Annotated in this window: 10 protein-coding genes; 6 read left to right on the plus strand and 4 right to left on the minus strand. The window is 43.6% G+C overall.

All coding sequences use genetic code 11. The annotated features are described in order from the left end of the window. Window positions 1–449: 449 nt before the first annotated feature. From AAEY80_RS12355 to AAEY80_RS12365, 3 genes are all read left to right on the plus strand, one after another. Window positions 450–1199 (plus strand): electron transfer flavoprotein subunit beta/FixA family protein, encoded by a 750-nt coding sequence (locus AAEY80_RS12355; protein WP_201576892.1) that lies wholly within the window; start codon window positions 450–452, stop codon window positions 1197–1199. Window positions 1200–1337: 138 nt separating this feature from the next. Then, window positions 1338–2270 carry an electron transfer flavoprotein subunit alpha/FixB family protein gene (locus tag AAEY80_RS12360; protein ID WP_201576890.1) on the plus strand — a complete coding sequence of 311 codons (933 nt, stop codon included), beginning with the start codon at window positions 1338–1340 and terminating at the stop codon, window positions 2268–2270. A gap of 344 nt (window positions 2271–2614) precedes the next feature. Next, window positions 2615–3427, plus strand: a complete 813-nt coding sequence (locus AAEY80_RS12365; protein ID WP_201617397.1) for a 2OG-Fe(II) oxygenase — start codon at window positions 2615–2617, stop codon at window positions 3425–3427. 151 nt (window positions 3428–3578) lie between these two features. Here the strand turns inward: AAEY80_RS12365 and AAEY80_RS12370 are convergent, their stop codons facing one another. Beyond that, the gene (locus AAEY80_RS12370; protein WP_037025324.1) at window positions 3579–4373 is read right to left on the minus strand and encodes a TrmH family RNA methyltransferase; all 795 of its coding nucleotides are present in this window, start codon (window positions 4371–4373) and stop codon (window positions 3579–3581) included. A gap of 99 nt (window positions 4374–4472) precedes the next feature. Then, complete coding sequence (locus AAEY80_RS12375) at window positions 4473–5456, minus strand: class 1 fructose-bisphosphatase (protein WP_025652216.1); 984 nt, start codon at window positions 5454–5456, stop codon at window positions 4473–4475. 390 nt (window positions 5457–5846) lie between these two features. On the opposite strand from AAEY80_RS12375, the gene AAEY80_RS12380 reads away from it, so the two are divergent. The 3 genes from AAEY80_RS12380 to AAEY80_RS12390 are packed head-to-tail and all read left to right on the plus strand — an operon-like array spanning window position 5847 to window position 8732. Beyond that, complete coding sequence (locus AAEY80_RS12380) at window positions 5847–6920, plus strand: aspartate carbamoyltransferase catalytic subunit (RefSeq protein ID WP_201582282.1); 1074 nt, start codon at window positions 5847–5849, stop codon at window positions 6918–6920. 59 nt (window positions 6921–6979) lie between these two features. Beyond that, window positions 6980–8191 carry a dihydroorotase gene (locus AAEY80_RS12385; protein WP_025652218.1) on the plus strand — a complete coding sequence of 404 codons (1212 nt, stop codon included), beginning with the start codon at window positions 6980–6982 and terminating at the stop codon, window positions 8189–8191. After that, window positions 8184–8732, plus strand: coding sequence for a DUF2127 domain-containing protein (locus AAEY80_RS12390; protein ID WP_025652219.1), 549 nt, complete (start codon window positions 8184–8186; stop codon window positions 8730–8732). Before AAEY80_RS12385 ends, AAEY80_RS12390 begins: the two co-directional genes overlap by 8 nt. 216 nt (window positions 8733–8948) lie before the next feature. On the opposite strand, the gene AAEY80_RS12395 is transcribed toward AAEY80_RS12390, so the two are convergent. Beyond that, window positions 8949–10223, minus strand: a complete 1275-nt coding sequence (locus AAEY80_RS12395) for a cation:proton antiporter (protein WP_025652221.1) — start codon at window positions 10221–10223, stop codon at window positions 8949–8951. A 117-nt stretch (window positions 10224–10340) separates the two neighbouring features. Beyond that, window positions 10341–11963 carry a DUF2254 domain-containing protein gene (locus AAEY80_RS12400; RefSeq protein ID WP_350588399.1) on the minus strand — a complete coding sequence of 541 codons (1623 nt, stop codon included), beginning with the start codon at window positions 11961–11963 and terminating at the stop codon, window positions 10341–10343. Between the last annotated feature and the right edge of the window lie 98 nt (window positions 11964–12061).

Here is a 12061-nt window from a genome sequence, read left to right on the forward strand (position 1 = left end):
TAAAAACTTTGATGCTAGCGCATCTAGGTCTTTTTTTCACCTTGCATTTGGTATTGCACTTCATGTGTTAATCTAAGGGTCAAAAGAGTAAGCCTCATATTAGGCTAAAATCGTAAAATAATACGTCTATAAACTATTTTTTTAAGAATGGTGACAAATTTATGACGCATTATTCACGGCGTTGTCTTGACCTTAAGGCTATGCTCACGCAAGATAGATAGGTCTGATAATAACGGTTGGCTTGGCTTTAACAGATTTTATGAGTAGGAAATAACAGACTAATACATTTTTAACATTGGTTTGGTGTTTTTGATCAACGCTCTTCTGTTAAGCTAGTCACAACCTTAAGTAGTATTTTGAACAACGATTTGAATGACAGTTTAAAAAGACGAACCTTTGGTTCTGAACTGACAATTTTTTAATTCATAACATTAATAAACGAGGAACGTATGAAAGCATTAGTAGCGGTCAAGCGTGTCATTGATTATAACGTAAAAGTTCGTGTAAAAGCTGATAACTCTGGCGTGGATCTATCCAACACCAAGATGTCAATCAACCCTTTTGATGAAATTGCAGTAGAAGAAGCGGTTCGTCTAAAAGAAGCGGGTGTGATTGATGAAATTATTGTGGCATCGATTGGTCCAAAAGAATCACAAGAACAAATTCGTGCAGCGCTAGCATTGGGTGCTGATCGTGGTGTTCTAGTATTGACTGACGCCAAGCCTTATCCACTGCAAATCGCTAAAATTCTAAAGAGCATCGCTGAGTCTGAATCTACGGATATTATCCTATTGGGTAAGCAAGCCATTGACGACGATAACAACCAAACCGGTCAGATGCTAGCAGCATTGATGGGTATTGGTCAGGGTACGTTTGCCTCTGAAGTTAAAGTTGAAGGCGATAAAGTTAACGTCACGCGTGAAATCGATGGTGGTCTACAGACCCTTGCCCTTGACTTGCCAGCGGTGATTACGACTGATTTGCGTTTGAATGAGCCACGTTACGCTAAACTGCCTAACATCATGAAAGCGAAGAAAAAGCCGCTCGATGAAAAAACGCCAGCTGATTTTGGTGTTGATATGGCCTCTAAGCAAGAAATTATTAAAGTTGTGCCACCTGCTGAACGTAAAGCTGGTATTACAGTGAAGTCAGTTGATGAATTGGTCGATAAGCTAAAAAATGAAGCAAAAGTAATCTAGTACTTTGTTATAGCGTATTCTGTATAAAGTTATCATAACGCTGCTCATACATGCATATGTAAAAGCTAAGCGTATGAATAACTTTATGAATAGATGACCACATGAATAGATGATACGAACAAATAAAGGATAAAAACAATGGCAATTTTGGTATATGCAGAACATGACAATGCCAGTCTAAAAAAGGCAACTTTAAACACTATCGCTGCTGCTAAGCAAATGGGTAGTGATATCCATGTATTGGTCGCTGGTAGTGGTGCTCAAGCAGTGGCTGATGAAGCGGCAAAAGCTGAAGGCGTGGCTAAAGTACTATTGGCTGACAATGCGGCTTATGAGCATCAGTTGGCTGGTAATGTAGCGCTATTGGTTGCTGATATTGCTGGTGATTATAGCCATATCATTGCACCTGCAACCACCACCGGCAAAAACTTCATGCCACGTGTTGCTGCGTTACTTGACGTCAGCATGTTATCAGAAATCTCTGCTGTGGTAGACGCGCAAACATTTGAGCGTCCTATCTATGCAGGTAACGCCACTGCAACGGTTAAGACTTCAGAAGATAAAGTGGTATTGACTGTCCGTACGACTGCATTTGATCCAGTCGCGAGTGAAGGTGGTTCAGCCACCGTTGAAACGCTTGAGAACGTGCAAGAGTCTGGTAAATCAAGTTTTGTGAATGAAGAGATGGCTAAGTCTGACCGTCCTGAATTGACCTCAGCAAGCATTGTTGTTTCTGGTGGTCGTGCATTGGCCAATGGTGAAAACTTCACTAAGTACATCGAGCCACTAGCCGACAAATTAGGCGCGGCTGTTGGTGCATCACGTGCAGCTGTTGATGCAGGCTATGTACCAAACGATATGCAGGTCGGTCAAACGGGTAAAATCGTTGCACCAGATTTATATATCGCAGCGGGTATTTCAGGTGCAATTCAGCATTTAGCAGGTATGAAAGATTCTAAAGTTATCGTTGCTATCAACAATGATCCAGAAGCGCCTATCGCAAGCGTTGCTGATTACTTCTTAGAAGCTGATTTGTTTACAGCGTTGCCTGAGCTGACCAGCAAGGTTTAATGATTTTTGCTGAACAGCTGATAATAGAGCGTTTCAAACTATTATTGATGGTTCGCTACGCTACTAATATACACTGATTTATAAAGCCCTCGACCAGTTTGGTTCGAGGGCTTTTTTTATAACTGCGTTAAAGTCTAAAAATCTTATCTAAACTTATCAATCTATGGCCAATATCTCGATATTATCTGCGCTATTTTCCTTGTTTGGTTGCTATTTTTTTCATTTTTCTCAGCATTTTTAAAATGAGGGCACGTTCTATTAGGATGTTGGTTTAGTTAAACAAACGAATGTGCGATACTATTATTTGTCTAAAACTTTCAGGGATAAGATTACAAGGAGTAAACATGAACGCAATTTTACAGCTAGAACCCACTTGGCAACAGTGGATTGCAGAAAACATCGAGCGCGGCGTACCCCCTAACAAGATTATCAGTACTCTCTTTGAAAGAGGGTTTTACAGTGCTGCTTACGAGTTAATGTCACAACAGTCGGATGTTATCAATATTCCCTACATAGACATGACTCACAATTCGATAGAATTGCCAGATAAGACGGTCAAGTTGGCATCAACTTTTCATCCCCCTCTTGTGGCTGTCATAGAGAGTTTTTTGAGTCATCAAGAATGTGACCAACTTATAAAAAGCACTGAAGGTAAAATGAAGGAATCCAGAGTCGTCAGTCCTACTGATGGCACTTTTGCCGCGCATCATGCCAGAACCAGTCTAAGCTGCGGCTTTCAACGCAGCGCTACGCCTCTGATAACGACAATTGAGAATAGAATAGAGGCTTTATTACATTGGCCAGCCATTCGCGGTGAAGGTTTGCAAGTTTTACAGTATGGGAAAGGTGCTGAATATCGTCCACATTATGATTTTTTTGACCCTAATAATGAAAATTGTCAAAGAAATGTCGGTAAAGGAGGGCAACGAGTAGGTACTTTACTGATGTACCTATCTGATGTAGAAGCTGGGGGTGGTACCAGTTTTCCTAAAGTAAATCTTGAGGTGCGACCCAAAAAGGGCATGGCTTTATATTTTGCTAACACTAAGTTTGATGGTAGTGTTGAACCTTTAAGTCTGCACGCTGGTATGCCAGTGATAAAAGGTACAAAGTACTTGGCTACTAAGTGGTTACGTACTAACCCTTATATAGGCTAGTTTGTATTCGTATCAAGAACAGCATCAACGGACAGTTCTATCGGTAAAAGGGATAGAATATTGTTCTAAAACCAAAAAAATAGCTGGATAACCATATGTAGTTATTCAGCTATTTTTTGGTTAATATTTCTTCATACAATCAAAATTAAGGTTAACAGTACTTCCTTTGACGCAACGTCTCATATAGACATAATGAGCCTGCAATGGCAACATTGAGGCTTTCTTGACCATTAGGCTGTGGTAGAGCAATAGGGGTGGCACACTGCATCAGTTCATCACAAACGCCTTGTCCCTCATGACCCAGAATCCAAGCGATTGGTTCTTTTAAGTCATGTTGGTAAATTACTGTATCGGTATGTGAGCTGGTTGCTAATAGGGGTACTTGGACATAATCTAATATATCTTGCACGCTGAGACCTTCATAGATAGTTAGGGCAAACTGCGCACCCATACCTGCTCTTAGCGTCTTAGGAGACCATGCTTGTGCTGTGGCATCGGTACAGAGTATGTTCTTGATGCCAACTGCTGCTGCAGTGCGTAGTAAAGTACCAACATTACCACTATCCTGGACATCATTAAGGATCAGGCAATCATCATTAATTATCGTTAAGCCATGGATTGGTATATTGATAAGCGCCATGATGTCGATACCCGTACCCAAGCTACGAATACTCTCATATAGCGAGTCTGATAACGTTAAGATAGGCGTATAAGTCGGCAGACGAGTTAAAACCTGCTGAACCTCAGAGTTATTATGGGCAGATTCGGCTAGCAAAATTTGGGTAAACGGGTAGTCACTACGCAGAGCCGCATCAATGAGATGAATCCCTTCAATGACAGTCTGACCTTGTTTTTTACGCTGGCGTGCCTGCGCCAATAGTGCCTTTACCAGCTTGACCGTCGTATTCTTATCTGAGGTAATCAGCTCGGTGGGATTTGCTACCATAATGGATCGCTTAAAAAATATAGAGAATTTGAACCATCAGTATAAAACCATATAATTAATAAAGTTTGTACTGATGGCTATCAGATTGATTCGGCTAATTTATTGACCAGCATGCTTTACATGTAAGTCTTTAATGTAGGCCACTTCGTTTTTGCTACCAAGTACCACTGGGACACGCTGATGAATATCTGTCGGTTCAATATCCAGAATGCGATTAACCGCATCCGTTGCACCGCCACCCGCCCGCTCAATCAATAAACTCATCGGGTTAGCTTCGTACATTAAGCGCAATTTGCCTGCTTTATTGGCATACTTGGTGTCAAATGGATAAGTGAAGAGCCCACCGCGACATAAGATACGGTGCACGTCACCAACCATGGCGGCAACCCAGCGGGTATTGAAGTCGCGACCACGCACACCAGCTTCGCCAGCGATTAATTCATCGATATACTGCTGCATCGGTGCGCGCCAATAGCGATAGTTTGAGGCATTGATAGCATACTCACTGGTATCGGCATTGATTTGGACATTGTCTTCAATCAGTATATAGTCATTAGTATCGGGATCTAAGCTAAACATAACGACGTTATTTGCGATGGTCAGCGCTAGTACAGTGGAGGTGCCATATAATAAATAGCCAGCTGCTAGCTGCTGATTGCCCGCTTGTAAGAAGTCGCTATTTTCACTGAGTTGACCTTGGCGCTGGTAGGGGAGAATAGAGAAAATAGTGCCAACCGCCATATTAATATCGATATTTGATGAACCATCTAGAGGATCGAACAAGACCAAGAGGCTGCCATCGGCATTGGCGGGAGTCGCATCATCAAGCTCCTCTGAAGCAACCCCTGCGCAATGAGTATTTTTTGCCAAAGCATCTAACAATAAATCATTGGCCAATACGTCTAGCTTCTTTTGCTCTTCGCCTTGGACGTTTTGATTGCCGGCTTCACCCAAAATATCTGCTAACGCCCCTTTTCTAAGTAACTGCGAAATGGTTTTGCCAACGCCTGTGACCGTCGTAATGACGTCGTTCAGTGCAGGACTGTTCGCATTGGTGTTTAAATAATGTGCTAAGGTCGTCATGAGGCTTCCTAATAAATGGCATGAAAAATTGAGAAAAGATAAGCGTTAAAGGAATTTAACAGGTAGTACGAGCTACTCTCTGAACAAGTAAATCTTCAAATAGGTGGCATAGCGTCTTTGTCCTGACCACAAAATCAGCTACACTATCGCTATTATTATTTATTGATAGTTTTACAATGCTGGTTTTCTATTGTGGTGGGTACCGGTCTATGCCTATTATTTAATAGGGTAGCTGAGTGAGTTTTATATCGCTTATATGATTACAGTAAATTGTAGCAAATAAGCGTCTAAATGTCCCCGTATCTGTGCGTATCCGCTATAAATCAACAAACAAAGATGAATAAACCCGTTATTATTGACTCTATAAACCAACGATAAAGACTTGCCATTATGTCAAATTCTACTGATAGCAGTGCAGCCCATAGCATTTCACCGACAGATTATGCCAAATTCGATCCCGATACCATTCATCAAAAATTGAATACCTCATTGAGTCGTCCACAGCTTAATGTAGATGGTGGTATCCGGCATTTTTTGGGCGTGGAAGGGTTAAATAAAGCACAGTTACAGGCAATTATTGCCAAAGCTGAGACATTTTTTGATGATAATGGACAATTGATCAATCGTCCTGAGCTGGAAGGCTACACGGTGATGAATCTGTTTTTTGAGCCTTCCACTCGTACGCGTACGACCTTTGAAGTGGCTGAAAAACGTCTGGGTGCCAATGTGCTGAATATCGATATCGAGCGCTCTAGTACCAAAAAAGGCGAGAGCCTGCGCGATACCTTGTGGAATCTGCAAGCCATGACGGCGGATATCTTTGTCGTACGCCACTCTGCCTCAGGCGCTGCCCATTTTATGGCGACGGAAGTCACACCTGATATCGCTATCATCAATGGTGGCGATGGCTGGCACGCGCATCCAACCCAAGGGATGCTTGATATGCTCACCATTCACCGCGAAGCGCCGCGCCCCTTTGAACATCTGTCGGTTGCGATTGTTGGGGACATTAAGCACTCACGCGTCGCGCGCTCAGATATCAGTGCCTTGCAAACGTTAGGTGTCAAAGATATTCGTGTCTGTGCGCCACGTACTTTGTTGCCTAAAGGCATTGAGCGTTTTGGCGTACAAGTTTATGAAAATATGAATGAATGCGTGACCGACTGCGATGTCATTATGGGTTTGAGAATACAAAACGAGCGTATCGGCTCGCCGCTGCTAGCATCATCGAATGAATACTATAAGCACTATGGTATTACCCCAGAGCGTGTAGCTTTAGCCAAGCCTGATGCGTTGGTGATGCACCCAGGTCCGATGAATCGCGGTGTTGAGATTGCCTCTAGCGTTGCTGATGGTGCCCAATCTGTGATTCTAAAGCAGGTTAATAACGGTATTGCGATTCGTATGGCAGTATTGTCACTCGCGATGGAAGGTCAACGCGCTCATCAAGCAGCTGGTAAATAATAGCTGCTGCACTGTCTTATTTTCACTTATTTCATTTTATTGATACGGTAATAACGCTCATGTCCACTATGCTTAATACTGATGCACCGCTAATCGATCATCTTCCTGATACCTTTAAGGCATCACTTTCAAATACTGTGAAAGCCAAACTGGCCAGTCTTGAAGCTGGACGCGAGATGTGGTTGCTGCCACCGTTGGTTGACTTGTGCGCCCGTCTACGTGAACCAGGACAACAGCAACACGGCACGTTAGAGTCAGAAGGGCGTGCAGCCCGTGCCAATGGGTTTTTGCATGTGGTTATCCCACCCGATACCAATCCTATTTTAGAAAATGGCTCGCTCTTGAAAGGTTTGCGTGAGCGCGCGCTTGAAGATGGCGGTATTTATTTACATATCTTGGGTGCATTAACCGCAGGTTTGGAAGGAGAGCGTCCGTCCAATATTGCGGGACTCAAAAAAGGGGGCTGTATTGCCGTCTCTAATGCGCGCCGACCTTTTGCCAATGATTTGGTATTACTGCGTACCTTAGAATATGCCGCGACTTTTGGGATGAAGGTATTCTTTTATCCTGATGAACCAAGTCTCTCGGGAGATGGGGTAGCGCATGAGGGTTATATTGCCTCTTATCACGGACTACAAGGTATACCGTGGATTGCTGAAACCGTTGCCTTGTCTACACAGCTATTGATGGTAGAAGAAACGGGGATTGCTGCGCATTTTAGTCAATTGTCTTGCAAGTCTTCGATAGAGCTGATGCGCTGGGCGAAAGACAAAGGCTTGCCAGTGACTTGTGATGTAGCTATGCATCAGTTGTATTTAACCGATGACAATTTAGAAGGTTTTAATGCTCAAGCCTACGTGTTACCGCCACTACGCAGTAATACCGATCAGCAAGCTATCCGTCGCGGGCTCAAAGATGGCACTATTGATGCTATTTGTAGTCATCATGAACCTTTGAATAGTACTGCTAAAAAAGCACCGTTTGCCGATTGTACGCCTGGCATCTCAAACTTTGATACTTTTATGGCGCTGGCATGTCAACTGGTCAATGATGACGTACTTACTTTAGTGCAGCTAGTCGATAAAATCTGTCTGAACCCTGCAAAAATCGCTGGTATTAATACGCAATACGAAAATGCAGGCGGTGCCGTCTTGGTCGATCCGAATATTGAGTGGCAAGTCACGGCGCAATCAATGCTATCCAATGGTAAAAACACGCCATTCTTTAATCAGCAACTGCACGGGCGCGTCGTGGAGACGTTCTTTGGCTAATTTGCCCCAACGGGATGAGCCTTTAGAGCCATCCTCGAAGGGTAGCCGTCATGCAAGGCTCGGTCGGGATAATAGGCTACGCGGTGAATCTAGCGAGTCGATCAAAGCGGTGGCCGTCTATGAAGTGGCTAAAGGCATTGGCGCGCTACTCGGGGCAGGCGCGTTATGGCTATGGCATACCGACCTTGAGCGTTGGCTTGCCACCGCCACAGCAACCTGGCAGCAGAACTTTGGTTATCTTCTTGCACCGCAAGTAGAGAGTACGGTACGAATTGCCCAACAAGCCAGTAAAAACTGGCCTCTATTTTTATTACTGATATTTATTTATGCAGCGATACGCTTTATTGAGGCTTATGGCTTGTGGCAAGATAAAACATGGGCGTATTGGTTTAGTGTCATCGGTTATGGAATATTTATTCCCATAGAGTTATATTATCTGCTTGCTCGTCCGTTTGATTGGTTTAAACTGGCTATTTTTGTTTTAAATATTATCATCGTTATTGTGGTATACCGTAATATGAAGCAAAAAGGTCTAATATAAAGTTTTATAGTCAGAGCACTTTTAAACCTCTACAGTGTTACCCGTCCTAGATGTACTTAGTGTACTATCTGCGGTCGGTCGCCTTGTAGCGATTCTGAAATTCCTTGACTATAGATACTGATTAAAAAACCCAGCATAAAGTTAATCGCTTGTGCTGGGTTTTTGTTATCCGCAAGCTTTTATAATTGATAGCTTTATTGTTTATAGTTTTACTTTTTATAGCTCAACTGTTTTCTCTTCAGTGCGAATGCTTCTAGCGACTTTACCGACGCTCAGGCCTTGCACTAAAATAGAGAAAATTACGACTGCATAAGTAAGCGCCAATAAAATGTCGCGCTCTGTGCCCATAGGCAATTGCAGTACTAGGGCGACTGAGATACCACCGCGTAATCCGCCCCATGTCAGCACCTTCCACGCACCCGTTGGCAAGTTAAGTTGACGACTGAACGTCTTGGTTGTCATACCAACCACGATCAATCTTGCTAGTAGGGCGATGATAATAGTCAGACCGCCTGCGATAAATAAGTTACCCGAATAAGCGATTATCACTACTTCAAGACCAATCAAAACAAATAAAATGGCGTTGAGAATCTCGTCTATTAACTCCCAAAATAAATCAATATAATGGCGAGTCTTATCACTCATTGCCAGCTCACGCCCACGGTTGCCGACCATTAAGCCCATCATTACCATAGCGAGTGGTCCTGATAGATGCCAATGGCTGGCCAGCGCGTAGCCGCCTATGACGCCCGCTAACGTTAACAAAACCTCTTCTTGATAGCTATCAATGCTTTTTAGTAAATAATACAAAATAGCACCTAGCACCAAGCCAAAGACAACACCGCCACCAGCCTCGACAGCCAAGGTATGTGCCACATAATTGACCGTTGGAATATCACCGCTAGATAAAATGCCAAGCAACAAGACAAAAATAACAACGCCGATACCATCGTTGAATAAGGACTCGCCAGCGATGACCGTTTCGATGCTTTTTGGCGCGCCAGCTGATGCCAGAATACCCATCACGGCAATCGGATCAGTCGGCGATATCAAAGCACCAAATAATAAACACCACAGAAAAGGCAAACCAAAATCAAATAGCGGCAGCATAAAGTAGAGGGCAGTAGCAATAAGCAATGCTGACACTATCGTGCCAAGACCGGCAAGGATACCAATAGGTAGCTTGTAACGTTTTAAATCACTAATATTGACGTGCAGCGCCCCTGCAAACAGCAGCATAGAGAGCATGCCATCGAGCAATACTTCCGTAAAATCAAGCTGCTCTAAGAGGCTGACTTCATAATCAATGAGCTGATCAAAGCCTAAAAACCCCAAAAATATCGCGCCGATAGACAAAAGAATGGAGATGACCATGACGCCAATGGTGGTGGGTAACCCGACGAAGCGATGATTGACATAGGTCAACAAAGCAGTAATTGATAAAAAAATCGCGCTGATTTCAAGGATGGTCAGACTGGTAGTAGATGCCATGAAAGAAGTCTCAGGTGAATATAAAAGTATCTCTAAGCCAAAAGCTTATGAGCGTGTTATAAATAGGAGGTTTGTTCTTATTTTACTAATATTTGGTATTGCTAATAACTCAGATCGCTAGCTTGATTCTGTCTGTAACGCTTTATCGATGTGGGCGGCAAACTCACTCACGTATGCAAAATATTGATGGGTAGCATCGTCATTAAGAATAAATTGCTTTGCCTGCTGACACATGGCCTTTAAATCGTTGACCAACTCGCTATAGCTCAAATTTTCCTCGCCTGCACGCGCCACCAAGCTCAGCTCATGCAGTAAGGTTTGCTGCTGTGCGCCATTCACGCGCGCGTAGTTAAGGTCGACCATCGCCTGACAGAGTGCTTTTAATACCATCAGGTCAGCCGTCGCGTAACGGCGTATCTCGCCAAGCGAAGTATCAATAAAGTCCGATATCTTGGGTGTATGAGTGACAACAGCCAAGATAGGCACTCGCTGCTGCGGCACAAAATTTTCAGAGGTTTCGTCGTTATCTTGCGTTGGTGAGTAAAAATGGTATGGACTTGGTGGCTGACGGCGCATCATGGTACTTATGCAAGTAGTCAATGATTGCACGCAATTGACAGCCGTTTTAGGATCGTTGATACCAGGAGACAGCGCCCGTACCGCTATCTCAGTCATTTGTCCTAGGCTATACGCGATGTCATTAGAGTGCGTCACCCGTTGCTCAAGGCGTATGCAAGTGGCAAAGCGCTGCCAAAATATGCCGTCGGGTGCACGCGGTATCACCGCAAGATGGTTTATCTTAGTCTTTTTCAGGTTGTTTGGATGGTCTGCTGGGCGCTGATAGAAATAGCCGATGACATTTTTATCAGTGACAAAATGGCCCAGATTGGTATGGAGTTGTACCACGCCACCGTAGTCTTGTGTCAAAGTAATCAGAGATTCTAAATAAATTTGTTGCAGGTAGCCGCAGCTTGGTGAGTAGATGGGTGTCGCTAACCAAGTGTGAAACTGCTCAACATCATGATGCTCGATATCACGCTGATGCTCGATATCGCAATGGTCGCCATACCAATAGTGAATGTTTTTAAGCGCATCGTTGCTGGCATTTTCAATGACATGCGATGCTTGAATGGCATGCACCATATGTTGCACGAAGTATACCAACAATAAGGCACAGATAATCGCCATAATAATGGCAAAGGTCACCGCCAACTGCGGCACACCAAAGTCAACGTCATACTTATGAATCGACTTTAAAACCAATAAGCTATAGCTAAAAGTACCGATAAACGCGCCTAAGACAAACTGATTCGGCGTATCTGTCAAAAAGTTACGTAATAATCGAGGGCCAAATTGTGAGGAGGCCATCGACAGTACGGCAATAGTAATCGAAAATGTAGTACCTGCGACCCCAAGTACTGCACCTGCAATCGCAGTCATAATTGCGCGCGCCGCATCATCATCACCAGTAAAGGCAAAACTCAGCTCCCTAACGGTTTCACGGTCAAAGTGCTCATCAATCGTGACTAAGATAGGGGCAAGTAAAATACCCGCAAGCACACAAGCGGTTGGGATAAACCAATAAGAGCCAATTAATTGCTCCCACAGGTTTTTCAAGCGATCAGGCAAGTCGGTTAGCGTCTTTAGCGACCATAACTGTGCGAGGTTTTTTAAGCCGTTCTGCCCTGTATCGACCGCGCGGGTAAAAAGAGTATTTTTAGTATGGTTGTCGGCTGCCATAAGTCTTAAGGTATCCAAAATAATAGTTATTCGACAATTAATAGATATTTATTAGCTAAGGCACATTAACCGCCATCACGCTCACTAATAATTTTTAC

The organism is Psychrobacter sp. 78a-MNA-CIBAN-0178, assembly GCF_040309625.1.
Lineage (GTDB): Bacteria > Pseudomonadota > Gammaproteobacteria > Pseudomonadales > Moraxellaceae > Psychrobacter > Psychrobacter okhotskensis.